Source organism: Blastococcus sp. SYSU DS0552 (genome assembly GCF_054050815.1).
In genome coordinates this window covers 89,985-113,685 of record NZ_JBJHAB010000007.1, presented here as the reverse complement: position 1 = coordinate 113,685, position 23,701 = coordinate 89,985, and the positions used below count along the sequence as shown (strand labels likewise).

Sequence of the window (23,701 nt, the reverse complement as noted above, 5' to 3'; positions counted from 1 at the left end):
TGGGCCGAGTGAAGGTCCAGCTCGAGAGAACAGCCCTCGCTCAGCTCGCCAGGTGCTCATCGCTCGCGCCCGCGACAGCACAAGCAAACCTGCGCCTTGGCTGCGTGCTCGATCCTCGCCTTCGCCTCCTTTTCCGCGCCCCTCTCAGCTGCCCGACCGGACAAGATCACGAGCCGACACACCTCATGCATCCAGGGCTGCGCAATCCGTTGTGACGCGTAGGCGACGACGCGGGGGACAGGGGTGTGGTCAGCTGCCGCCCGGCAAGCCCCGGGGGCGTCACCGGTGCGCGCTACCCCTCGAACCGGATCGGTGCACTTCTCCGCGTGGCGTGCCGCGCGGGCAGAGGGCGCTGCAGTCCGACAGGGCGGGGAGTCATGTCGATAGCGAGGGCTAGTGGCGCGGCGGTTGGGGTGACGTCGGGCCGGTTGGGTCGTCACCGCCCCGTCACCCCCGCTCCACGACGAACTGTCCGGACGTCACCGTCGGCGCCGGTGCCATGCAGGAGCAATAAGGGAGCTCCGCCTCGGGGCGCTCAGGTGAGGTCAGGTGCGCCGCTCCAGCGTGCCCGCCGCCGGTAGGACCGCAGGACGGGCTCCAGAGCCCGGCCAAGGGCGGGCAGGTCCCGGTCGTAGACGTGGCCGTCATCCAACTGACCGGCGAGTTCGCCGAGCAACCTCGGCCAGTCCCGGCGGGTCGGCTCGAGGGGGACACGAATCTCGACCCGCCGCTCGACCACCTGCACCGCCGCCCTGCCGGAGGTCGCCGCGCGGCTCTGCTCCCAGGCCCGGTGGCGGCAGGTGGCCGAGCACCACTTGGGGATCGGACCGCGGCTGCGCGGGGTGATCGGTCCCCCGCACCACCCGCAGGTTATTGCGGCAGTGCGTCGTTCCGGCCCGTCCGCCGCGGGGGCGGCCCGGTCCGGACGAGGATGTTCTTCCGGGGTGCGACGTTGACGCTCGCGGCGTTGTTGCTCGCGCGCCCGCCGTCGGGCGCGGTACTCAGGGGTGCCGCTGGTTCCCATGTCCTCAGTCTGCTGGTGATCCTCCTGTAATCCGTCACCACGAGTTCCCAGCCCGAGATGCAAGACGTGTGATGGCTCGCGATCTTGATTTCTCCAGCGCCGCTCGGCCCGGGCGGTCGCTCCGCAAAGGCGGGTCTTCGGAAGCCCTGCTTGAGAGCCGGCTTAGGCCTCGGGTTTCTCGGTGTCCCTGAAGGCGGCTTATGGGACACCCGGACATGTCTCCCCAAATCGATGGACCGATCGGCATGGGAGATGTGGCTGCGGGCCCAGGGAAGCCCGAGGCGAGCCTAGGGGCGTCCTGATGCCACCGAGCAGTTCGGCAAGCACTCAGCTGTCCGGGTAGTACTTCCAAGTCCCCGTCTGGTCCTGTGCCGCCGGCGGACCGAAGTAGTCGGCTACGGCCTGCAGCAATTGGACGTGCCGCAGTGGCAGAACTGTCTCCGTCGTGCGCTTCCCGTTCAACGAGTACGCGAGGGCGATGTCTGCAAAGTGCGCTGAAACCTTGAGCTTGCCGGGACGGATATCCCAGTTGTCGCCGTGAGCGCAGCCGTTGCGGTAGTGCCTCACAAACTGGTGGAGTGGGTCCTTCGAGTCATAGTGCGCGCTCTCGGTCACGAGGTCGCCAAGAGCGACAGCTGTGGCGATCTGTGCGGCGGTCATGACGTGGGCGTCCATCGCCTTGAAGCCCCAACGAGAGATTTCTTCGAACACTGCTTGGATGCGGTACGACTCTTGGTCACCTGAGGCTGACAGGGTCAGGGACGGATCTGGGATATGGGGCCAGACGCTGCGCCAGGCAGCCATGAGCGGCTGGCCAGGCACCGTCGCCAGGTTGGCGGCCACCAACAAGCCGAGGTAGGCAGACTTCAGGTTGAGCGCTGTGCGGCTGATCTCGCCTCGGGTCAGGGTATTCATGCCAACTTCCCGTCGGGGGCCTTGTCCGAGCTGGCCATGGGCGCCCCAACGGCCTGGGCCGCTTGGGGACTGTCGGCCAGGTTCCTACCCACCGGCAGGAGTCCCGCTTCATGGAGGCACGACGGCGCTCACCGTCGCGCGAATGCCGCGGACTGCACGACGAGCCGATGCACGCCTAGGGATCCGACGTTGCCCAGCGTTGGCGAGTGGCTGGAGCCACAGTCCAGGATGGGCCGCATGCCTGCGTGGGCCGACTATCAGGAGGAGGCGGCGCAGTTCTTCCGCAGCCTGGGGCTCTTCGCCCTGACGGACGTGACTATCGAAGGCACCCGCGGTCGCCACGATGTCGATGTTGAGGTGCGCGGCGAGCGGGCCGGCCAGCAGCTGCTCTGGATCGTGGAGTGCAAGCGCTGGAAGACGCGTGTCTCCAAGCTCCACGTCGCCGCGTTAACCAACATCGTCCAGGACGTCGGTGCCGACCGCGGCATCCTGCTGAGTGAAGTCGGCTTCCAGTCGGGTGCCGTCGCGCTCGCGACCCGCAGCAACATCAGGCTGACGAGCCTTGCGGAGCTCCGCCATGAGTCGACCTGGGAGTACCAGGACCTGCGGTTCAGCGACTATCGCCGCCGCCTCGCCCAGATCCAGGCGCGGCTGCAGACCTTCACCGTTACTCGGGGGAACGTATCGCGGGTACGCGAAGGCATCGACTCCGACCAGTTGCTGCGTGGGTACGCGATGATTTCGATCGCGCAGCACGCCCTCGATGAAGTCCATCTGAACCGCTGGCCGATCGCGTACGGGTTTACCTTCAGCACCGACAACAGTGATGAGTACCTCCGCGCTGCGTCGCGCAGCGAACTCGTCCACGGTCTCGAACTCGAGGTCGACAGAGTCGAAACACTCTCGTTCGAGTTAGAGGCCAAAGTTCAGGCGTGGTAGGTCCCCTGGTGGCTCAAGTCGGCAGGCAGGCGCTTAAGCAAGCCGGAGTGCATCGTGGCTCCCGCCAAGCCGAGCGGCCTACCCTCACCCGCTGCAGCCGTAGGACGGGTGAGGCACAGCTGTCCCTGAGTGGGCCGTTAGGGGCACCGGCCCGGTAGGCCGTGAAGGCGGCCTTCGACGCATAGGCGGAGGACCTGCCGACCGAGGATGGGGCGGAGCGTCCAGCCAGCCCGCGTGCCTCTTCAGTGCGGCCGGGGAGGCCAAACGGACCGGTGACCGCCGTCGACACCAGCCAGGCGGTCGTGAGCTTTGCAGCCGCGCAGGCCTCCGAGCTTAACGGCAAGATCGTCCACACGCCCACGGGCGGCAGCCCCACCGCGGCATACCTCCAGGCGTCCCCTGCCTTGCTCGGGGAGGCAGGGGGTTCCCTGCGTACTGGCCCGGGTCTCCCATGACACCCGAGAGGTGTCAGAGGCCCCGGTACTCTTCCGGCGTGGGGGCACAGGCTGCCTCCAGGAACGCGAAGGCCCCCGGCCGGAGCGATCTCCAGCGAGGGGCCTTCCGTGTCTTGGCCGGACACAGATGGCCCTAACCGCCCGTCGACATCAGGACGACCTCCGGGCACTCCGTCGACGAGGAGATCCACCGACTGCAGGCGCCCAGCGCTCCCCAACCCAGTAAGGTCCCGGGAGCTCGTCTTGGCGAAGCATGCCATCGTTGGATACTCGATCCACCTCGAAGGTCGCTGGGTCCGCGGCCAAAAGCCGCGTCACCTGCTCGCACCCATGCCAACCGGCGATGACATGCTGATGTTCATCAGCGGCTTCTTCGAGTCGCTCCGCGGGAACGTCGGCGCCGCCAAGGACCACCACTTCGGCGAGACCACCGACATCCAGCGACTCGGGCGAACCATCGGCGCGCGGATGAACGCCGGCCGCAGCGGGCTCGAGACCGACATCAACGACCCCCTTCACCCCGAGGAGGGCACCTTCCGGCGCCAGAAGCGGCACGTTGAGAACATCGCGGTCCGGCAGTTGGTCGTCATCCCTGAGGGCAGCAAGACCGGCTACTGGCTGTTCGAAAGCGTCGGTGGCCGCAGCCTCGGCACCGGATACCGGACACAGTTCAAGCGCGACTTCGTCGCCCGCTACCCCAAACTGCAGCCGGTCTTCGAGCCCATCGTCCTCGAGGAAGCCTGGGACACGTACACCGACAACGAGGAGGCACTCGTCGAGCAGGTGCGCATCGTCCGCAGCCACGCCAACCCGGACCAGATGGAGTCCATGGGCATCGGAGACGTCAACGGCCGCTACATCCAGGTGCTGGAGGCCGAGACCCCCACCCGCACCAAGCGCGTCTTCGGAGGCCTGCGCGACCGGTACTTCCGGCGCACCGATGAGGGCAGGTGGGTGCCGCGTGACCCGGAAGTGACAGAGGTGTCTGCCAAGGTTCTGGTCGAGGGCAAGGAACGGACCGTCGTCGTCGACCGGGAGGACCCAGTCAAGATGCGGATCGAACTGGACACGTCAAAGGACGAGGCGCCGAGCGACTCGTACTTCTACAGTGAGGCCCGCGACTGGGTCGTGGACCTCGCGGAGCGAGACGACGTCACCCTGCCCGCCGACTGGCGGTCGGGCGAGTGGACACATGATTCGGACTACGGGCAGCTGGGGGCACAGGATGGGACGTCACCTGCTGGCAGCGCTGACCAACAAGATCCGGATGACGGAGCTGACCAGGACGCACCTGGAAACGCTGAGTGAACGGGCAGTCGTCGACGGCCGCCCAACCCAGCGCCGGAGCATCGGTGACCGCGTCACCTTCTTTCTAATCCCTGCTGCCATCGGTGTCGCGCTCTGGCTGACCGGCGCGAAGGCCCCGACGGCCGAGCCGCTGCTCGCCGCCATCGCGGTGTTGACCGGTCTCCTGTTCGCCCTGCTCGTCCTGATGTTCGAGCGGATCGTGCACGAGCGGGAACGCGACGCCCCCGCGGCCGGGAACGACCCGCTGTCCGACGCCTGGCAGGTGCTGGCCAACGTCAGCTGGGCCATCCTGATGTCTTTGGTTCTGCTCAGCGTGCTGTTCACGGTGACGCTGTTCACCTCCAAGGCGCTCGCGCCCTGGCTGACCGGCCTCGTCGCGGCCCTCTTCGCACACTTGGTCTTGACGCTGCTGATGATTCTCAAGCGCGTCTTCTACACGGCGATGCGCATTGCCGGGTATCGCCGCCTCGCTGACGCACAGCGCTGAGCAGAAGTTCTCTGCTTCAGGCGGCGAGACCCCCTCCAGTCGGAACGTCGTGGCCGCACACTCGTCGCGGAATCGACCGGGGCGGACCGGCCGCGCTTCTCCGCCCGCGAGAGCGCGCAGGACGCCTGTGCGCTGGCAGCACCGCAGCAGGCGCGGTCTTGTGCACGGTGTCGCTGTCCTAGGTGTACTGACCAGCGACGTTGGTCGACGTGTGACCACGGGATCTGACTGAGCGGTCTTGTGGAGGGAGGACCTCCGGACGTGGAGTGGAGCTGCTGAAGGCACCCACTCACGAACCCGGAGGTCCTCGTGTCCCACGGTAATGCCGCCCTGACTCCACGCATGCGTCTGCGTCTGGCCCGTGCCGTGGTCGAGGGCGGCTGGACAATCTCCTACGCCGCGGCAGTGTTCCAGGTCGCCTATCCGACGGCCAAGCGCTGGGCCGAGCGCTACGAGCAGGCCGGCCCGGCCGGCATGACCGACCGCAGCTCCCGCCCCCACCGCTGCCCCCGCCGCACCCCCCCGACCGCTGGTCCGGCGGATCGTGCACCTGCGCTGGCACCAGTGGCTGGGGCCGGTGGAGATCGCCGACCGCCTCGGCATGCCTGCCTCCACGGTCTACGCGGTGCTGCGTCGCTGCCGGATCAACCGGCTCTCCCACATCGACCGGCGCACCGGCGAGCCCGCCTCTTGGCCAGCGGACTCCGCACCGGCGTCACCGTCGTCAACCTCGGCCAGGGCGGCTACACCTCCACCGAGGTGGACATCGTGCGGGCGCCATCGACCCCACCGTCGGCGCGCTCACCATCCCCGCCGAGACCACTCCGGTCGCTGTCACGGTCACCGCCCCGGCCGGCAACTTTCGGGAGACCAGCGCCGGCGTCACCTACAACTGGGGTCGTCATCGTCGCCGGCGGCACCGCGCCGTGACCGTCAACCCTGCCCCCTCCCGGCCGGGTCAGGGCTGCTCGCCTCGCTCGGCCGCCTCGCGCTCGTCGAGGGCCTGGTCGATGAGCCGTTGCAGCTCGTCCTCGCTCGGCGGATCGACGACCACGTTGACCACGGGCGCCGGTGCGGGCTTCGGTTCCGGCTTGAGCTCTTCGTTGACCCGAGCAACAAGGATGGTCAGGACAGCGGCCAGCAGGGCCCCGACAACCTTGGCCATCGTCGGGTTCTGCCGGACCCACTCCTCGAGCTTCGGGAACATGCCGACCGTCGCAACGGCGTCCGCAACCGCCTCGCCACTGTCGGCCGTTCGAAGGGCGCCGATGAGCTCTTCGACCTCGGCGGTGATGACATGGGGCCGGCTGAGGACTGCGGTCGTCGCCTCGAAGATCGCCTCGCGCAGTCGTAGGCGCCCATCGGGTCCGGTGTAGAAGGTCCCGTCGCCACCGCCCGTGGCGTCATACACGGTCCTGCAGCTCGAGCAGCCGACGGCCACGTTCATCGGGGCGCCGGAGAACGAGACGTCGGTGAGCGTGAAGTTGAGCGTCTCCACGTAGCCACACTCTGGGCACACTGCCCGCGTAGCCTCAGCCACGTCGACCCCCGTTGGTCGTCCACGCCCCGGGTCCGTTGCAGCGGACGCCGGGGCCTCGTCGTCGGGACCCTAGCTGGCCCGGGCGGTTCCGGTGCCCCCGAGCCGGCGGTACGTTGCCCCCGTGACCGGGGCCGCTTGCTCAGTCGAATTCCGCGGTGAGCGCTGCGGCCGGGAGCTACACCGCGGCGCTCGAAGTGACGGGCGAGCTTACACCGGTCCTGCGCGCATACGAGAAGCAGTTCAGGAGCGCCGGGTTCACCAGCCCCGAGGGACTCATCAACGTCGACGACGAGCTGATCATCGGGACTGAGCAGGCCGGCGGGGGCTACCTGACGGCGGTCGGCGTGGCAGGCGACCGCTCATACGTGCTAATCCAGCGCACCTACGACTGACCGTCGACGGTCGGAGACGGGCGCGCCGTGTTCCTGAAGGCGCCCACTGTCCCTGAGCGGCCCACTATGGGACAGGGTCAAGGGAGGCCGGTGTGACCTCCTAGCGTCGCTGCGACGGTCCGCCCATGGCGGGCGGTGAGATGGCATCGCAGCGCAAACTGGGCCCGTGAAGCTTGAGGAGCTGCGGCGGATCGCGGACCTGCTCAATGAGCGCAACCGCATTGACGGCAAGATCGCGGCGCAGATCGGGCGACCGATGACGTCAGGCCACCTCGGGGAGTGGATAGCTGCTTCGATCTTCGATGTGGAGCTCGAGCAGTCAGCCTCCGCGGCCGCTTGGGACGGCCACTTCCGCTTCGGTCCGCTTCAGGGGCGTTCGGTCAACGTGAAGTGGTATCTGCGGCGAGAGGGCATCCTCGACCTGACTTCGCCACTGATGCCGGACGAGTACCTGGTGATGGCCGGCCCGCCTGGTGCGGCGGCGACTTCGCTTGGCGTGACGCGGCCATGGCGCATTGACAGCGTCTACCTCTTCGATGCCAGGGGATTGCGGGACGACCTGCTTGCACGCGGCAGAAAGGTCGGCACGGCCTCGAGCGTTCGGGCTGCCCTGTGGGCGCAGGCTGAGATCTATCCGAAGCCGGTCAACCTTCGGTTGGTCCTGGAGGAGGACCAGGTCGAAGCGCTGAGGTTGTTCGCGCCGACCGAGTAACCACCGCCTGTCCCGTAGCGGTCGCTACGGACCGGCGCACTCAGGCTGGCGACGCCGTCGCCACGGCGGGGACTGTGTCGGTGACTTAGAGGTTGAGTGGCACTGTCCCTGACAGACGGAGCAGAGGTACGCGCCTGTTGGCGCCTTTCGGCGGCGCTCAAGACTTCGTGCCCGGATCGCCGCAAGTGCTCGGAGAGCAGCAGCACGGGACGAGTAGCACTTCTTCTGGCAAACCGACATCGGTGGATCTCTCGATGCGGGGTGCTCGACCGGCTCATATCCGGCCCGGCACGGCGGCGCCAGCCTGATAGCGGGCGGCCATATCGCTCCCGACGAAGCGCTCGAACGCAGCCTAGACCGGCGTACGCAGCGGTGTCCTCGAGGGCTCTCTTTGCCCGGCCGCGCTGGTGTCCCTGAGCGGCCCACTATGGGCGTGCCGAGGGCAGGCAGCCAGACGCAGGATCCACTCCGGCGTGCTCGGAGTTGACGGCCCCGAAGAGCCTGGTACAGAGGCGCCGTCCCGTGGTCGTACAGACGACCGGGGCGCTATCGTCCGCGACACGCGGGGGAGGTGTCAGGTGCGACGGTACACGTTCCTGTCGATCTTGAGAGTCGCAGTTTGCGGTTTCCTATCCGTGGTCTCCATGGCCGTGTTGGCGGTGGCGTTATACGCGAACGCAGTCTTTCCCTCGGGTGAGGCGCGGAGCAGCTTGATTGCCCTTACCTCGGTTCTGGTCGCAGTTTTCCTCGGTATCGCCGTCCTTCCACCAAGGCGGCTCACCGACGTCCGAGGGGCGTCTGAGATAAACGCCCACACTAGATTATGGGAAACAGGCGGTCTAGTCACCGATGGCTCCGCTTATGACATATCGTCAATGATGGCTGCTCTGTCTGAGCGGCCATCTATCCTCTGGCTAGCCTCCGCGAACGGGCAGTATGCTGTTGATTGCGCCTCCACGGTGACCAATCGCTTAGGAATCCCTACTATCGTGGTTTGCGTCTGCGACGGTGGCACAGCCGCCACCGCAATCGAGAAATCTTGGCTCGCCGTTCACCAACTTCCTCGGAGCCGATCTACCCCTCTGGCATTCGACGGCGTGGCCATCATTCGTCCCGAAGGACACTTAGATTGCGAGAGTTTTGCGAGCATCGTTCGGTGGCTTAGGGGCTCTAGGGAGCGGACCGCCATCGTCATCAACGCTGGCAGATGTGCCGGTCAATCCGCGCTTGACCCCGCAACGGACGCACTAAAGGCTTCATCCCTGGAGCTCCGTCACGCGCCCGACGAACCCGGAGGCCCAGAGTACGGGCTGGCACTGAAGACGATCATGGAGTCGTCCGTCGACTCGGACGCCTTGAATCGATCGGCGGCCATGGTTGCGGCAGTGATAGCAATGCGCGCGCGCGCGGTGGAGCCGACTCACATGTTTGCGGCACCCATAATATCCTCCCGCTTTGAGGATGTTGTGAGCCTGGTTGCCCGACTCCTCAGAAACCGCTGGCCGTTCTTCTCATCGATACTTGCACTCTTGGTCTTGCCAATACTATTGGCAATCCCGTCAGGCTCAGGGGAGGGGATGAGCGGCTATGTCGTCCAAGCCCTTTCACTTATAGTCGGCACCCCAGTCCTCCTCTTCTTGCTGTGTCACGGAACGTATGCCATAACGGGCCGTCGGTACGCTGCGGGCGCTTCCCTTGCTCTGGCCGCGTGCTATGTGACTGGCAGCCTTCTGATATGGGGCCTCGAAGCCACCCCGGCGATCCTCTTTGGAGCCGTAATCTTCGGCGCTCTGTATCGCGTGGGCGGCTCTGCGGAGTTAGGGCGCACGCTCATCAGGGACCAGGGCCGCTTGGCGGTTGCTGGTTGCGTTACGTGGCTATGGTTCCTAGCCGTCGACACAAGTTTCTGGGCGGCCTTGGCAGGAGCAGTGGCATTCATGGCCGCGCGTTCGCCGGCCTTCGTGGCAGTGTCTCCCTTGATCTTCTCCGCGATGGTCGCATGCGATCTCGCGATGGAGGTTTACGACTCTGGCGTTCTGGGTCTCCCGTTGGATCCCGCTTTCACGGCTGCGCAATTGATGCCTGGGTTCGCGCCAACCGCACCTGTGCAGAGTGCCGCTGAGTACATTGCTATGTGTGCCCTACTGGTGGGCGCAGTGCTGAGTGCCGTTGTCTGTGTTGCATTCCGCCTTATGAATGCTCATGCTGCCGTCACAGCGCGGTCTGCAGCAGCGGTCCAAGTTCTTGGCATGGTGGCTACCAGCCTGGCGATCTACGTTGATATCGGGCGCGGGCGGACGCGCTTTGAACTCTACCTGTCGGGACTGCCCGTCATAGATGCAGGCTTATTCGCTCTGGTGCTATGCGTTTGCATGTTTGGCCCCTTCAATCTTCTGCGATTGAGGTCCCTGGAGGAATCATCTGTAACGGTCACCTTCATCGGTGTCTCCGTTATTGCTTGGGGTGGCGCAGGGACGTGGATGCCGAACGTCGTATGCGTGTGGTTGGCACTCGGTATTGCTCTCGCCTTGCTGGCGCGCCAGAACTGCAACCTCGGAGCCCAAATGGGATGGCGCTCACTCCTGAGGTTTCGGGCGCCGGCACGACTGGCGGCAGCGTGCCTGATCTGCATTATGTTCACCGACGGGGTGGCTTACGCAATTTTCAACCTGCAGTATGGTGCTTTCCAGGCTATCGACGCGGAAGCGACGCCTTATTTATTGCTCCCTGCCGCGAGTGTGGTGGTCGCCATCGCTGCGGTTCTCGCCGTCCTACGGTTCGTCCCAAGCATCCGTGTCGATCTAGTCCCCGAGACTGCAGTCAGGGTTGGTCGGCACATACTGGCATGGGGAGTCTTGGCGGTCCTATTCGTATTGCTCACGGGCAGTGCCCGGAGGTACTTTTTCGTAGATCACCTCTACTGGGCAGCACTGCTCGCCCTTGTCGCAGCGCCCCTCGTTCCGGGATTGGCTAGGCGATATCGGTCGAGCCTCCGCAATAGTGGAGTATTTGTCGCCTGTCTGTTATTGACAACGCAGGCAGGAGTCTTCGGCTTCGGCGTCGCGCTGGGCGCGCTAGCCATCGGACCTCCCCAAAGCTACTTTGAGAGAAGGTTCAAGATCCCGGATCGGGAGGCGTTCGTTCAAGCCGCACTTGTTATGCTGGTTTTGTTGGCCCTCAGTGTGGCGTCGAATGCTTTTGCCACATGGTCCTTGAGCACCCTTGCATCTCTAGCTCCTGTGGCTCTCCTATTGAGTCCCATTGCACTTCTTGTCGCGACGGCTGGCGCGACGACTGTTCCAACATCAATCTCAGTTAGCCTGGTCCTGTCGATGCGCCTGCGTCGCCTGTACAGGATGGTGGTCTGTGTCGCGGGCGTTCCTCTGGCGGTGGTTGCGGTTATCGCCTCCGTCTTCGGAGCTTCAGAGTGGGGGGCAGTCCTGGGCGCTACGTCAGCGTTAATTGCTCTCCAAGTCCTCTTGTTGTGGTACGACTTAGCGCCGATGGCGTTAGCGCACCAGCTTCGTTGCGAGCCCTTACGAGACGTACACGCGAACCTAGCGGCATCGACGAGAGTGCTTCGAAACCTAGAAGTGGGCCAGCACGTCATCTTTACAGGACCAACTGGCCTTCTAGTGACGAATACTTCGTCCTAGAGCGGTTGCTGGAGCAACACGGAAACTGTCTTTGATCGGTCGCTGGAGCAACGCGGAAGTCCTGGCGAGTTGCGAAGAGCGTCCTGGCTTCGGGTGGAGGTATGGCCCCAGAAATGCAATCCGGAAGACCGCCTGTCGATGCACAGCTCGGGAGCTGTCACGGTCAGGAAGGCTGGTGGGGGCCGTCCACCTCGGTAGACCGTTGCTTACGCCGCGCGAACGCAGGATGCCGACGCGCTGTGTCCCATAGGCCGCCTTCAGGGACACGCGGTCGCGGTCGTGCCCGTGGCCTCAGGCGCACCGTCGGGATCGGCCACAGCCAAGCGAACCCCGCTCGTGCTGGTGGCAATTTTGGTTGCAGTTGGTCTGATTCGATCTTGGTTCACAGACGTTCGCCGTCGTTCGGCGACGTCATAAACCCGCTGGTCACCAGGCCTTTTGGGACGTTCGCGAACGTCAGCGAACCCAGTCAGGTCGGCCTGGCAGTGTGGGGGTCAGGGGTTCGAGTCCCCTCAGCTCCACCCGATCGAGCAGGCCGCTCCTCCCACCGGGAGGGGCGGCCTGCTGCGTGTGGGGCGGCGGGCGCGCGGAGACGTGTGACGCGCGTAACCCCTGGTGAGGTCGCGCGTTGTTCCGCGCACACACCCCTCCCACCCGATCTGGAGGAGACGTGCGCCGTCTCGTTACCTGCATCCTCGCCGCCGTCGCGGTTCTCGCCGGCGTCCTCGTCGCGCCCACGGCGCAGGCCGCGCCGGCCCCGCTGAGGTACGTCGCCCTCGGCGACTCCTACAGCGCGGCCTCCGGCGTCCTGCCGCCGGACCTCACCGCGCCACCGCAGTGCCTGCGCTCGACCCGCAACTACCCGCACGTCATCGCCGGCGCGATCGGTGCCCGGCTCACCGACGTCACCTGCGGCGGCGCGGACACCGGCGACTTCTTCGCCGGGCAGTACCCGGGGGTCGCCCCGCAGCTCGAGGCGCTGAGCCGGAACACCCAGCTGGTCACCATGACCATCGGCGGCAACGACAGCGGGGTCTTCATCAACTCGATCATCGCCTGCAGCACGGCGGGCCTGTCCACGCTCGGCAAGGGCAGCCCGTGCAAGGACCGGTACGGCAGCTCGTTCGCCGACACCGTGCGCACCACGACGTTCCCGGCGCTCGTGGAGACGCTGCGGGCGGTCCGGCAGGCGGCGCCGGGCGCCCGGGTCGCCATCCTCGGGTACCCCTGGATCGTGCCGGCCAGCGGCAGCTGCTTCGACCGCATGACCCTCGCCGAGGGCGACATCCCCTACCTCCGCGAGCTCCAGGCCACCCTCAACGACGCGGTGAAGCGCGCGGCATCGATGTCCGGCGTCACCTACGTCGACCTGAGCCGGGTCTCCGACGGGCACGACGCCTGCCAGCCGATCGGCGTCCGCTGGGTCGAGCCGGTGCTGCAGGGGACCAACGCGGTCATCGTGCACCCGAACGCGCGGGGCGAGGCGGCGATGGCCGCGCGCACCATGGAGGTGCTGCGGCTCGACCGCCGCTGAGCCCGGCGTCCGGCGGCCCGGCGGGAGCGGTCCCGGCCGGGCCGCCGGCGTCAGCTCGGGAGGGCGCCCAGCTCCGGCTCGGGCGCCCGGCCGGTGCCGTGCCGGCGGGCGAGCCGCGCGGCCGTCGGCATGGCGGCGTAGCCGTTGGTCAGCCCCGCCCGGGCGACCAGCGTGCCGGCCCGGTGCTCGGCGATGCTGCGCAGCACCTCGTCGAACTCCGTCGTCACCACGTAGTGGGTGCCGTCGACCAGGTGCACCACAGTGTCGGCGTGGTGCTCGATCCGCTCGATGTGGTCGGGGTCGACGGCGAAGTGTTCACCGTTGCGGCAGGTCACAGCGATCACGAGGTGGTCCTTTCGCACCCGTCGGCCCGGGGACCGGTGGGCCGGCCCGGAAGTCGGTCCGGCACCGAGACCATCGGCACACCGGCGGCGCTCCTGGAGCGCGGGCCGCGTGCTACGTCCCAACGGGTGATGCCGCAACCGGTCAGAAGCCGAAGCGCAGACCTAGCCCGCCGAGGGTGACCAGCACCATGACGAACACGAGGGGGAGCTGGACACCGGCCGGTGACACGGTGTCGGACCGGAGAGCTCAGTCGGAGCCGCGGCCCTCGCGCCAGTACCCCATGAAGGCCACCGACCGGCGGTCGACACCGACCTCCTGGACGAGGTGCCGCCGCAGCCCCTTCACCACCCCGGCCTCTCCGGCGAGCCAGGCGTAGACGCCGGAGGAGCCCGGCGCCGCGGTGTCCTCGGCCGGGACCTCCCACAGGATTCCGGCGTCGACGTCGACGTCGGCCAGCTCGGGAGCCGGGGCGGGGGAGAGCAGGTCGCCCAGCTCGCGCACCGCGTCCAGGACGGCTCCGGTGAGCAGCTGCCCCCGCGGCGCGGCGGGGGCGCCGTCGGCGGGCCAGCGGGGGAGCCAGGTGATCTCCACGCCGGCCGGCGCGACGACGTTCAGGGCGTCACCGGCCGTCGGCACCTCCAGCAGGACCTTGGCGCGCCGGCCCGCGGGCAGGCTTTCCACGATCGCGCAGATGGCCGGCACCGCGGTCTCGTCGCCGGCGATCAGCAGGCAGGAGGCGTCGGCCGGCGGGTGCCACTCGAAGCCGCCGGTCTCGCCGGGGAACCGGGCGTTCGGCGCGACCAGGACGACCTCGTCGCCGGCGGTGGCGTGCTCGGCCCAGGCCGACGCCGGGCCGGTGGCGCCGTGCAGCACGAAGTCGACGTCGACCTCGCCGCTCTCGCTGCGCAGCGCCCGGATCGTGTACGTGCGGATCGGCATCTGCCGCTCCGGCGGCAACGCCCGCCAGGCGCCGTACCAGTCGTCACCGGCCGGGCAGTCGAGGATGCCCCGGCCCGGCAGCGGCAGCATGACCTTGATGCGCTGGTCGAAGCCGTTGGACGCGAAGGCGGCCATCTCCGGACCGGTGAAGGTGACCCGGAGGAAGCTCGGGCTCAGCCGCTGCACCCGCGCCACGCGCACCGTGAAGGTGCGGTAGGCGGGGATCTGCGCGGTCTCGACGGTCACGGCGTCTCCCGGGCTGGGCAGGTAGGGGCGTCTTTCGACTTAGGCTAGCCTAACCTGGCTTCCGGCAGTCTTGCACACGAGCGCCGGTCGATCCAGACGCGCGTCCACCCGGGCGTGCGCGGCAGTTCGAAGGAGAACGATGACGACTCGAGTCCTGCGGGCCACCGCCCTCACCGTGGCGGCGGCCGTGTCCCTCGCCGCCTGCGGGAACGACTCCGAGCCCGAGGCCGGCTCGACCGGGCAGGCCGCGGCCGGCGACGCCGCGTTCCCGCGCACCGTCGAGCACGCCATGGGCAGCACCGAGATCCCCGAGGAGCCCGAGCGGGTCGTCGTCCTCGACACCGGCGAGCTCGACTCGGTGCTGTCGCTCGGCGTGACACCGGTCGGCGCGGTCACCACGGCCGTGGACACCGACTTCCTCAGCTACCTGGCCGAGGACGCCGAGGGGGTGGCTGTCGTCGGCACGATCGCCGAGCCCGACCTGGAGGCGATCGCCGCCCTGGAGCCCGACCTCATCCTCTCCAACCAGGTGCGCCACGAGGACATCTACGACCAGCTGAGGCAGATCGCACCCACGGTCTTCGCCGCGGACCTCGGCGACACGTGGAAGGAGAACCTCCTCCTGGACGCGGAGGCGCTGGGCAAGGAGGAGGAGGCCGAGGAGCTGCTGGCGGACTACGAGGAGCAGGCCGCGCAGCTCGGCGAGGACATCGGTGACGCGGCCGGGACGACGGTCAGCCCGATCCGGTTCGTCGGTGGCACGATCCGCGCCTACCGGCCGGACTCGTTCGTCGGCACGGTGCTGGCCGACATCGGCCTCGACCACGTCGACCTGCCGGAGGGCGACAACCCCACGTTCGCCGAGCTGAGCGCCGAGCAGATCACGCAGGCAGACGCCGACGTCGTCCTGTACTCGTCCTACGGCGCCGCCGACGAGTCCGGCGAGGCGGCGGTCGTCGGCGGTCCGCTGTGGCCCCGGCTGAGCGCGGTGCAGAACGGGCGGGCCCACCAGGTCGAGGACGACGTCTTCTACACCGGCATCGGGCTGCGCGCGGCGACCCTCCAGCTGGAGGACCTGCGCGAGCTGCTCGCCGGCTGACGCACCGAGGGCCGCTCCCCGGTGATCGGGAGGCGGCCCTCGGTGTTCGGCCCCTCTGCAGGGTCCCGTGCCGAGCCTGCGAGGCGTGGGGGGCAGAGGGGTCCTTCGTCAGGGGGTCTCGGTGACGAGCTGGGCGGCCAGGTACTGCGGCGCACCCACCCGCTCGATGGCCGCGATCTGGGCCTCGAACCAGTCGGCGTGCTTCTCCTCGTCCAGGACCATCTCCTCGAACACCGACGCGGTGCCGTGGTCACCGAGGTCGTGGCACTCCTTCGCGGAGGCGTTGAACTGGGCGACGGCGGCCTTCTCGCTGTCGAGGGCTAGCACCAGCATCTCCTCGGCGCTCTCGCCGACCCGGATGGCGCCGAGGCGCTGCAGGTTGGGGTGGCCGTCGAACAGCAGGATCCGCTGGATCAGGGCGTCGGCGTCGCGCATCTCGTCGATGGAGAGGTCGTAGAAGACCTTGCCCAGCTTGGGCAGGCCCCAGGCGTCGAGCATGCGCGCGTTGAGGAAGTACGTGTTGGTGACCGTGAGTTCGAAGGTCAGCGCGTCGTTCAGCAGTTCGACCACGCGGGGGCTAACGGGCTGCACCGGATACTCCCAGCTCTCGCTCGGCCGGGCGCTCGGTGGTGCGCTCGGCTCGCACCGGGCAATGCTGACACACCAGGTCGCGGAGCGAGTCGACGCAGTTGCCGCAGGTCCGTCCCGCACCGGTGGCCCGGGCGACGTCGGCGATGCAGGTCGCCCCGTTGGCGATCGCTTCGAGGATGTCGCGGTCGGTCACCACGTTGCAGTGGCACACGTACATGCGGCGGTCGCCTAACGGGAGACGGCGGGCGGGCGGGCCCCGGTGCGAACACCCGGGCGTCACGTGGAGGTTAGCCTCTCCTAACCGCTGCGCGCCAGACCGCTGGTCAAGAACAGCGGGTGACCCCTAGGTTGCCGTCATGCCCGACCCGGCGTCCCGCGCCCGCGCGCTCCTGCGGCTCCAGACCGGTCCCCGGATCCTCGTCCTGGCCAACGTCTGGGACGTGACCTCGGCCAGGGTCGTCGCCGCGACGGCCGGGACCGGCGCCCTGGCCACCGCCAGCCACTCCATCGCGGCATCCCTGGGGTTCGAGGACGGCGAGCGCATCCCGCTGGACCTGCACCTGGACGTGGTGCGGCGGATCACCGCCGCCGTGGACCTGCCGGTGTCGGTGGACATGGAGGCCGGCTACGGGGATCCGGGCGGGACGGCGCAGCGCGCGATCGCCGCGGGCGCGGTGGGCGGCAACCTCGAGGACGGGCAGCGCCCCCTGGACGAGGCCGTGGCCGCGGTGGGGGAGGTGGTCGCGGCCGGCCGCGCCGCAGGCGTCGACTTCGTGCTGAACGCGCGGACCGACGCCGTCCTGCTCGCGCCGGCCGGGGCCGACCGGGCGGCGCTGCTGGCGGAGGCGGCCGACCGGGGCCGGGCCTACCTGGCGGCCGGGGCCGCCGCGGTCTTCGTGCCGGGCGTGGTGGCGGCGGACGAGATCGCCGCGCTGGCCGGGGCGCTGGGGCGCGGCCGGCTCAGCGTGCTCGCCGTGCCGGGTGCCACGCCGCCGGTCGCCGAGCTGGAGCGGCTGGGCGTCGCGCGGGTCTCCACCGGCCCGAACGCGCAGCGGGTGGCACTCACGGCGCTGCAGGACGCGACGGCGGCGCTGCTCGCGGGCGGGGTGCTCCCGCCCGGCACCCGGATGCTGAGCTGAGCTCCCGTGGCGGCGTCCGAGCGGCTGTCCTGGGCGGCCGGGCTGGTGGACCCCGCACCCGGGGAGCGGGTGCTCGAAGTGGGGTGCGGGCACGGCGTGCTGGCCGACCTGCTCGCCCGGCGGCCGGGGGTCGGCCACGTGACCGCCGTCGACCGCTCGGCAACCATGGTGGCCGCGGCGACCCGGCGGAACCGCGTCGCGGTCGAGGACGGGCGGGTGACCCTGCAGACCGCGCCGCTGGTCGGGGCCGAGCTGCCGGAGCGCTGGTTCGACGCCGTCGTGTCGTTCGACGTCCGCGCCTTCTGGACCCCGCCGGCACCGGAGTGGGACGTCGTCCGGCGGGTGCTGGCACCCGGCGGGCGGGTCGTCGTCGCCTTCTCGGTCATGGCCCCCGGCGCCGACGACCGGATCCGGACGGCGGTGCTCCGGTCCGCCGGGGAGCGCGGCCTGGTCGAGCACGCCGTCCACCGGGCCGCCACGGCGCCGGTCCCGTCGGCGGCCGTCGAGTTGCGGTCGGGGCAGGACGGGTAGGAGGCGGGACGCCACCGACGAGAGGACATCCGCATGACCGACGACCTGGTACCCGGTGACCTGTACGCCTACGAGTCGCTGCTGTCGGCGGAGGAGCGGGAAGAGCTCGCCGGCATCCGCACCTTCCTGCAGGAGGAGGTCCGGCCGCTGGTGAACGACTCCTGGGAGGCGGCCACCTTCCCGATGGAGCTGATCCCGCGCTTCGCCGAGGCGGGGCTGGTCGGCCGCAGCTACGACACCGAGGGGTCACCGCGCGCCTCGCGGCTGTTCACCGGCTTCATCGCCCTGGAGACCGCCCGCGTCGACCCGTCGATGGCCACCTTCCTCGGGGTGCACAACGGCCTGGCGATGGGGTCGATCGTCAACCTCGGCTCGGAGGAGCAGAAGCAGCGTTGGCTGCCCGGCATGCTGGCCCTGGAGACGATCGGCTGCTTCGCGCTCACCGAACCGCACGGCGGCTCCGACGTCGCCCTGGGGCTGGAGACCACGGCGCGCCGCGACGGGGACCACTGGGTGCTCGACGGGGCCAAGCGGTGGATCGGCAACGGGACCTTCGCCGATCTCGTGGTCGTCTTCGCCCGCGACGTCGCCGACGACTCCGTGAAGACCTTCGTCGTGGAGAAGGGCACGCCCGGCTTCAGCGCGACCAAGATGGAGGGCAAGTATGCGCTCCGCACGGTGCAGAACGCCGACCTGACCTTCGAGGGGTGTCGGATCCCGGCCGAGAACAAGCTCGAGGGCGGCAACACCTTCAAGGACGTCAACCGGGTGCTGAAGCTGACCCGCGGCGGGGTCGCCTGGAGCGCCGTCGGCTGCCAGATGGGTGCGTTCGAGGCCGCGCTGGCCTACGCCAAGGAGCGGGAGCAGTTCGGCCGCCCGATCGCCGGGTTCCAGCTCATCCAGGACCTGCTGGCCCGCATGGCCGGAAACGTCACCGCGAGCCTCGGCATGGCCGTCCGGGTGGCGCAGCTGCAGGAGGATGGCGTGTTCCGCGACGACCACGCCGCGCTGGCCAAGAGCTACGTGACCAGCCGGGCGCGGGAGACGGTCGGCTGGGCCCGGGAGCTGCTCGGGGGCAACGGCATCCTGCTCGAGCGCGACGTCGTCCGGTTCTTCAACGACGCCGAGGCCCTCTACTCCTACGAGGGCACCCGGGAGATCAACCAGCTCATCGTCGGGCGGGCGCTGACCGGGATCAGCGCCTTCGTCTGAGCCCGGCCGAGGTGCTGCGGCCCGGCCGCCCCGGGGTCAGGGGGACGGCCGGGCCGCAGACCTCAGGCGCCGAGGACGGCGGTGCGCACCAGGTACAGCAGGACCACGACGGAGACCGCGACGGCGAGCCCCACCCACAGCCGGCGTTCGCGCACCCGGTCGGCCTCGGTCTCGTCGGCCAGGGCCACCGGATCGGCCCACACCGGGGTGCGGCCGCCGCAGCGGGCGAGCACCTCCTCGGTGAGCACCACCGGGGGGCTCACCCGGAACGGCTGCCCGGCTCCGACCAGCTGGTGGAGGTTGCTCATACCGTGACCCTCCCGGTCTTCTCGGTCTTGTCCCAGGTCATGGCCGCCCCGCGGAACTCCTTGACGTAGGCGTCCACGGTGATCGCGCACATCAGCGGCCCGAAGCCGACCAGGTAGAGCGCCAGCGGCACGAGCGGCCGGCCCCAGTGGGTGCCCTCGAGCTTCCGGACCCCGTAGGCCAGCGGGATGCAGAGCACCAGCCAGCTGTAGACGAACAGCGTCCAGAACGTCTCCACGCCGTCGGACATGGGGACCACCCCGGGGAACGCGGCCGACAGCAGGACGACGAAGGAGATGGCGCCCGGGAACAGCAGTGCCTCCCGCCAGACCTTGAGGCCGGTGCGCGGATCGACCGACATGGTCAGCGTGATCATGAAGACGAAGGTCGCGATCGGCACGAACACCGCCGCCCCGAACACCTCCGAGGCCAGCTCGCTGTCGAGCAGGTAGAGCCCGATCAGGCCGATCGAGGTCAGCAGCATCGCCACCGGCAGCAGCAGGATCGCGAACCAGAAGACGCCGAAGAAGAAGCCGCCCAGCCCCGGGTGCACCGACCTGCGGAACCACAGGTGCCGGTACATCGAGGTGATCTGCACGTTGCCGCGGGCCCAGCGCAGCCGCTGCTTCCACAGCGCGTCCACGCCGGCCGGCTCCTCGGCCAGCACGCGGGCATGCGGCTCGAAGACGACCCGGCGCCCGGCGAGCTGGGTGCGGAAGGTCGTGACCGTGTCCTCGGCCAGCGAGGAGGTGTCGATCTGCCCGCCGATCGCCACGAGGTTCTCCCGCGAGTGCAGCTGCGCGCCACCGGCGAGGCAGGCCATCGCACCGGCGACGTTCTGCGCCCGGCGGGAGGCGGCCTGCGCGGCCAGGTAGTCGAACCCGATGAACCGGGTGATCCCCTCCGGGTCGCCGCTGCCCTCGCGGATGTAGGCGGTCACCGCGCCGACCGTGGGATCGGCCAGGTGGCGGGTCATCTTGCGCAGCGACGCCGGCTCGTAGATGACGTCGGCGTCCATGATCAGGAGCGCCTCCATCCAGTCGTCGGCGAGGACCTCGCGCAGCCCGTGGTTGAGGGTGTGCGCCTTGCCCTCGCCGCCCTTCTCGCGGCGCAGGTGCACGACCCGGCCGGGGAAGCGCTCGGCACAGGCGGCCAGCACGGCGGGGGTGTCGTCGGTGCTGGCGTCGTCCACGACGTAGACGCGCAGCCGGTCCGGCGGGTAGTCCAGCCCCATCAGCCGCTCGATCGAGCTGGTGAGGACGGCGGCCTCGTTCCACGCCGGGACGAGGACCGCGACGTTGGGCAGGTACGGGCCCGTCTCGCGGTAGTGGTTGCGGACCGCGTGGAACGGGATCACGAGGAACTGCGCCAGCCCGGCGACGACCGGGATCGCGCCGGTGGCCACCAGGGCCAGCAGGAACCAGGTCAGCACGGTCTCGCCGATGCCGGCCACGTCGGTGCCGACGGCGAGGACGGTCACCGGGCACCCACCAGCCGGGTCGCCGACGCCGCGTCGGCCACCCAGGAGTAGCGGCCCACGGTGGCGGCCTCGTGGCTGTCGGTGGAGCCGACGAGGGTCACGCCGGCGGCCGCCAGGGCCAGCACGACGCGGGGCCCGGGGCAGCGCCACTTCTCGTTGACCTCGACCGTCGTGCCCGTCCGGAGGGCGGCGTCGGCGATCGCGGCGACGTGCTCGTCGAGCAGCTCGCTCTCGTGCATGCCGACCTTGGGCAGCAGCGAGAACAGGTGGGCCAGCTGACCCCGCCCGGCGCGCTCCATCGCCCGCACGGTCGCGTCGACGAGGATCGACAGCGCGTCCTGGGTGGACAGCCCGCCCGCGATCTCCTCCAGGGTGCGGCGCGGGCTCCACGGGCCGTCCGGCCCGGGGAACTGGTGGTCGGCGATGAGGATGCGGTCCACCCCACCCGGCCCGACCACGAGGTCCTCGGGCACGTCGAGGCGGCCGGAGGCGTCCAGGATCTTCGCCTCGACGCCGGTGAGCACCTCCAGCCCCTCGATCCGGGGGAGGGCGGCCACCTCGGCGAGGAAGCCCGGCACCCAGGTCGTCGTCGTCCGGACGTGGTCGACCATGCGGATGCTGGCCAGCCCCGTGTCGCGGGCGGCGACGAGGTTCTCCATCGGCGCGCTCACGGCGTCGTCGGACCAGGTGGAGTGCACGTGGTGGTCGGTGAGCAGCAGGTCGAGCTCACCCAGGGCGGCGGTCATCGGGCGGCCTCCTCGGCGACGACGTCGGACGGGGCGAGGAAGACGTCCTCGAGGTAGCGCACCACCGCGAGCTCCCGGAAGGGCACCTCGGCCGGTAGCGGGCGGCCCAGCGCCAGGTCCAGGGCGAGGGACGGCATGTCGACGCCGGCCGCGACGGTCAGCGGCATCGCGCCGGGGAAACGCGGGTTGACCTCCAGCAGGGCCGGGCGGCCCTCGGCGTCGCGGCGCAGCTGCACGTTGGCCACCCCGACCAGCCCGATGGCGCGGGCCACCCGGCGGGCGGTCTCCACCAGCTCCGGGTCGGCCACCGTGGCGCCGGCGACCGAGACCCCGGAGTCGACCCGCAGCCGGGACCGCGGCACGGCGGCGACCACGTGCCCGTCGGCGTCGGCGAGCGTGTCGACGGAGTACTCGTCGCCGGGCAGGTGGGCCTGCACGAGGGCGTCCTCGTCGCTGCCCAGGGCGGTCAGCGCGGCGGCGTCCTCGACCAGGTGCACGCCGCGGGAGCCGGCCCCCCGCCGCGGCTTGACGATCACCGGGTAGTCCCAGCTGCCCGGGTCGGTCTCGCCGAGCAGCGCGGTGCGGGGGGTCGGCAGGACCTCGGTGCAGCGCTGCGCGAGGGCGTACTTGTCCAGGCAGACCTCGAGGGTCTCGACGCTCGGTGCGGCCAGCGTGGTGCCGACGGCGTCCAGGCGCTTGCGCTCGGCGGCCAGCCGCGGCAGCTCGACGTCGACGGTGGAGAACAGCACGTCCACGCGCTCCCGCTCGCACAGGGCGACGAGGGAGTCGACGAACTCCTCGCTGAGGCCGGGGCGGACCAGGTGCCGCGCACCGGCGTCCACCAGGTACAGGCCGCTGGCGTAGCGATCCATGTCCGCAGCCAGCAGCTCGACGTCGCCGCGGCGGGCCAGTGAGCGGAGCACGGCGATGCCGGCCGGTCCGCCGGCACCGGTCACCAGGACGCGGGTGGGGGAAGAGTCAGACACCGAAGCGCTCCGGGGTGGTCGAGGTGGCGGGGGAGGACTGCTGGAAGGCCGAGTCGCTGGTGGCGCCCACGACGCCACCGGCGTCCCGGACGATCTCCAGCGGTTCGCAGTACTGGCCGCCGCTGCCGTAGCGCGACCAGTAGCGGGCGGTCGCCAGGACGAAGTCGTCCTGCAGGTAGCTGCGGATGCCGGCCTGCGAGCGGAAGCTGGCGAGCAGGTCGAGCTTCGTGCGGGTGAACCCGTCGATGGAGACGAAGCGGGACGGCCGGAAGTCGATGGTGGCCGAGGGGCTCTGGAAGCAGGCGACGGTCGGCACGGTGCGGGTCGCGACGCTCGCGGCCTGGTGCACGGCCCGGTGGTCCTGGTGCCGGTCGTTGGCCGAGTGGGTGTAGACGATGGTCGGACGGACCTCCTGCACGACCCGCTCGATGATCGACATGGTCGGGTCCATCGGGCTGATCCGGGTGTCCTCGAGGTCCTCGAGGAACAGCCGGGCGCCGATCAGCTCGGCCGCGGCCAGCGACTCGTCCTGCCGGTCGCCCGCCTCGCCGCCGCGTGCGCCGCGGGAGAGGGTCAGGATCACCACCTGGTCACCGGCGGAGCGGTGCGCGGCGAGCGTGCCGCCGACCCCGATCTCCACGTCGTCGGGGTGGGCGCCGACGGCCAGGACGGTCTGGCGCTGCGGAGCGGCGGCCCGCTTGGCCTGCGCGGCCTCCGCCAGCCGGCGGATCGTGGCGGCCAGGGTGTCCTTGGGCACCGGCTTGACGAGGAACTCGTCGGCCTGGCGGCGCAGCGCGTCCACGGCGTAGTCGACCGACGCGTGCGCGGTCATCACGGTGACCGGCAGGTCGGCGCGCAGCTGACGCAAACGGTCGAGGAACTCCAGCCCGGTCATGCCCGGCATCTCGATGTCGGTGATAGCGGCGTCGAACTCGACGCGCGACGCCAGCGCCAGGGCCTCGAGCGGGTCGGCGCACGTGGTCACGGTCATGCCGCCCCGCTGCAGCACGGTCCGCACGAAGAGTGCGGTGTCGGGGTCGTCGTCGACGACCAGGACGTGCAGAGCACCGTCCACGGTTCCGGCTCCCGTCGGTGGATTCCCCCGGCTGCCCGGGAGGG

Annotated in this window: 22 protein-coding genes and 1 pseudogene; 12 read left to right on the top strand and 11 right to left on the bottom strand. The window is 69.5% G+C overall.

Features of this window, described 5'->3' with window-relative positions:
- Nucleotides 1–1,351 precede the first annotated feature (1,351 nt).
- Nucleotides 1,352–1,939: a hypothetical protein gene (locus tag ACI8AG_RS09185; RefSeq protein ID WP_456596789.1), complete on the bottom strand. Its 588-nt coding sequence runs from the start codon at nucleotides 1,937–1,939 to the stop codon at nucleotides 1,352–1,354.
- A 237-nt stretch (nucleotides 1,940–2,176) separates the two neighbouring features.
- Here ACI8AG_RS09185 and ACI8AG_RS09180 point away from each other — a divergent pair, with 237 nt between their 5' ends.
- The 4 genes and pseudogenes from ACI8AG_RS09180 to ACI8AG_RS09165 form a co-directional block, all read left to right on the top strand.
- Nucleotides 2,177–2,878: a restriction endonuclease gene (locus ACI8AG_RS09180; RefSeq protein ID WP_456596788.1), complete on the top strand. Its 702-nt coding sequence runs from the start codon at nucleotides 2,177–2,179 to the stop codon at nucleotides 2,876–2,878.
- Nucleotides 2,879–3,576: 698 nt separating this feature from the next.
- Nucleotides 3,577–4,641, top strand: a complete 1,065-nt coding sequence (locus ACI8AG_RS09175; RefSeq protein ID WP_456596787.1) for a hypothetical protein — start codon at nucleotides 3,577–3,579, stop codon at nucleotides 4,639–4,641.
- Entirely contained in the window at nucleotides 4,601–5,128 is a 528-nt protein-coding gene (locus ACI8AG_RS09170; protein WP_456596786.1) for a hypothetical protein, read from the top strand. The genes ACI8AG_RS09175 and ACI8AG_RS09170 overlap by 41 nt, the downstream gene beginning before the upstream one ends.
- Before the next feature lie 309 nt (nucleotides 5,129–5,437).
- Nucleotides 5,438–5,813: pseudogene (locus ACI8AG_RS09165) on the top strand (helix-turn-helix domain-containing protein); the annotation flags it as partial.
- Between the two features lie 273 nt (nucleotides 5,814–6,086).
- Here ACI8AG_RS09165 and ACI8AG_RS09160 read toward each other — a convergent pair.
- On the bottom strand, nucleotides 6,087–6,626 hold the full coding sequence (locus ACI8AG_RS09160; protein WP_456596885.1) for a hypothetical protein: 540 nt from the start codon (nucleotides 6,624–6,626) through the stop codon (nucleotides 6,087–6,089).
- 197 nt (nucleotides 6,627–6,823) lie between these two features.
- Between ACI8AG_RS09160 and ACI8AG_RS09155 the strand changes: the two genes are divergently transcribed.
- From ACI8AG_RS09155 to ACI8AG_RS09140, 4 genes are all read left to right on the top strand, one after another.
- A complete protein-coding gene (locus ACI8AG_RS09155) occupies nucleotides 6,824–7,060 on the top strand; it encodes a hypothetical protein (protein ID WP_456596785.1) in 237 nt (78 codons plus the stop codon).
- A 166-nt stretch (nucleotides 7,061–7,226) separates the two neighbouring features.
- Nucleotides 7,227–7,772, top strand: coding sequence for a hypothetical protein (locus tag ACI8AG_RS09150; protein ID WP_456596784.1), 546 nt, complete (start codon nucleotides 7,227–7,229; stop codon nucleotides 7,770–7,772).
- 1,097 nt (nucleotides 7,773–8,869) lie between these two features.
- Entirely contained in the window at nucleotides 8,870–11,428 is a 2,559-nt protein-coding gene (locus ACI8AG_RS09145) for a hypothetical protein (RefSeq protein WP_456596783.1), read from the top strand.
- Nucleotides 11,429–12,098: 670 nt separating this feature from the next.
- Nucleotides 12,099–12,962 carry an SGNH/GDSL hydrolase family protein gene (locus ACI8AG_RS09140; protein WP_456596782.1) on the top strand — a complete coding sequence of 288 codons (864 nt, stop codon included), beginning with the start codon at nucleotides 12,099–12,101 and terminating at the stop codon, nucleotides 12,960–12,962.
- Nucleotides 12,963–13,012: 50 nt separating this feature from the next.
- Here ACI8AG_RS09140 and ACI8AG_RS09135 read toward each other — a convergent pair whose 3' ends face one another.
- Both ACI8AG_RS09135 and ACI8AG_RS09130 read right to left on the bottom strand, forming a co-directional pair.
- Nucleotides 13,013–13,306 (bottom strand): flagellar FlbD family protein, encoded by a 294-nt coding sequence (locus ACI8AG_RS09135; RefSeq protein WP_456596781.1) that lies wholly within the window; start codon nucleotides 13,304–13,306, stop codon nucleotides 13,013–13,015.
- Nucleotides 13,307–13,553: 247 nt separating this feature from the next.
- Entirely contained in the window at nucleotides 13,554–14,492 is a 939-nt protein-coding gene (locus ACI8AG_RS09130; RefSeq protein WP_456596780.1) for a siderophore-interacting protein, read from the bottom strand.
- Nucleotides 14,493–14,631: 139 nt separating this feature from the next.
- On the opposite strand from ACI8AG_RS09130, the gene ACI8AG_RS09125 reads away from it, so the two are divergent.
- On the top strand, nucleotides 14,632–15,591 hold the full coding sequence (locus tag ACI8AG_RS09125) for an ABC transporter substrate-binding protein (protein ID WP_456596779.1): 960 nt from the start codon (nucleotides 14,632–14,634) through the stop codon (nucleotides 15,589–15,591).
- A gap of 108 nt (nucleotides 15,592–15,699) precedes the next feature.
- Here ACI8AG_RS09125 and bfr read toward each other — a convergent pair whose 3' ends face one another.
- Nucleotides 15,700–16,161 (bottom strand): bacterioferritin, encoded by a 462-nt coding sequence (gene bfr / locus ACI8AG_RS09120; RefSeq protein ID WP_456596778.1) that lies wholly within the window; start codon nucleotides 16,159–16,161, stop codon nucleotides 15,700–15,702.
- 7 nt (nucleotides 16,162–16,168) lie between these two features.
- Nucleotides 16,169–16,399: a (2Fe-2S)-binding protein gene (locus tag ACI8AG_RS09115; protein ID WP_442864507.1), complete on the bottom strand. Its 231-nt coding sequence runs from the start codon at nucleotides 16,397–16,399 to the stop codon at nucleotides 16,169–16,171.
- Between the two features lie 139 nt (nucleotides 16,400–16,538).
- Here ACI8AG_RS09115 and ACI8AG_RS09110 point away from each other — a divergent pair, with 139 nt between their 5' ends.
- From ACI8AG_RS09110 to ACI8AG_RS09100, 3 genes are read left to right on the top strand one after another with little or no spacing between them, the layout of a single operon-like run.
- Nucleotides 16,539–17,321 (top strand): isocitrate lyase/PEP mutase family protein, encoded by a 783-nt coding sequence (locus tag ACI8AG_RS09110; protein WP_456596777.1) that lies wholly within the window; start codon nucleotides 16,539–16,541, stop codon nucleotides 17,319–17,321.
- A gap of 6 nt (nucleotides 17,322–17,327) precedes the next feature.
- Nucleotides 17,328–17,852: an SAM-dependent methyltransferase gene (locus ACI8AG_RS09105; protein ID WP_456587432.1), complete on the top strand. Its 525-nt coding sequence runs from the start codon at nucleotides 17,328–17,330 to the stop codon at nucleotides 17,850–17,852.
- Between the two features lie 33 nt (nucleotides 17,853–17,885).
- Complete coding sequence (locus tag ACI8AG_RS09100) at nucleotides 17,886–19,064, top strand: acyl-CoA dehydrogenase family protein (protein ID WP_456596776.1); 1,179 nt, start codon at nucleotides 17,886–17,888, stop codon at nucleotides 19,062–19,064.
- 62 nt (nucleotides 19,065–19,126) lie between these two features.
- On the opposite strand, the gene ACI8AG_RS09095 is transcribed toward ACI8AG_RS09100, so the two are convergent.
- Genes ACI8AG_RS09095 through ACI8AG_RS09075 form a run of 5 tightly spaced genes read right to left on the bottom strand, consistent with a single transcriptional unit; the run spans nucleotide 19,127 to nucleotide 23,657 of the window.
- The gene (locus ACI8AG_RS09095; protein WP_456596775.1) at nucleotides 19,127–19,372 is read right to left on the bottom strand and encodes a hypothetical protein; all 246 of its coding nucleotides are present in this window, start codon (nucleotides 19,370–19,372) and stop codon (nucleotides 19,127–19,129) included.
- Nucleotides 19,369–20,850, bottom strand: a complete 1,482-nt coding sequence (locus ACI8AG_RS09090; protein WP_456596774.1) for a glycosyltransferase — start codon at nucleotides 20,848–20,850, stop codon at nucleotides 19,369–19,371. Before ACI8AG_RS09090 ends, ACI8AG_RS09095 begins: the two co-directional genes overlap by 4 nt.
- Complete coding sequence (locus tag ACI8AG_RS09085) at nucleotides 20,847–21,596, bottom strand: histidinol-phosphatase (protein ID WP_456587436.1); 750 nt, start codon at nucleotides 21,594–21,596, stop codon at nucleotides 20,847–20,849. The genes ACI8AG_RS09090 and ACI8AG_RS09085 overlap by 4 nt, the downstream gene beginning before the upstream one ends.
- Complete coding sequence (locus tag ACI8AG_RS09080; protein WP_456596773.1) at nucleotides 21,593–22,582, bottom strand: ATP-grasp domain-containing protein; 990 nt, start codon at nucleotides 22,580–22,582, stop codon at nucleotides 21,593–21,595. The genes ACI8AG_RS09085 and ACI8AG_RS09080 overlap by 4 nt, the downstream gene beginning before the upstream one ends.
- Nucleotides 22,575–23,657 (bottom strand): response regulator, encoded by a 1,083-nt coding sequence (locus ACI8AG_RS09075; protein WP_456587438.1) that lies wholly within the window; start codon nucleotides 23,655–23,657, stop codon nucleotides 22,575–22,577. Before ACI8AG_RS09075 ends, ACI8AG_RS09080 begins: the two co-directional genes overlap by 8 nt.
- Between the last annotated feature and the right edge of the window lie 44 nt (nucleotides 23,658–23,701).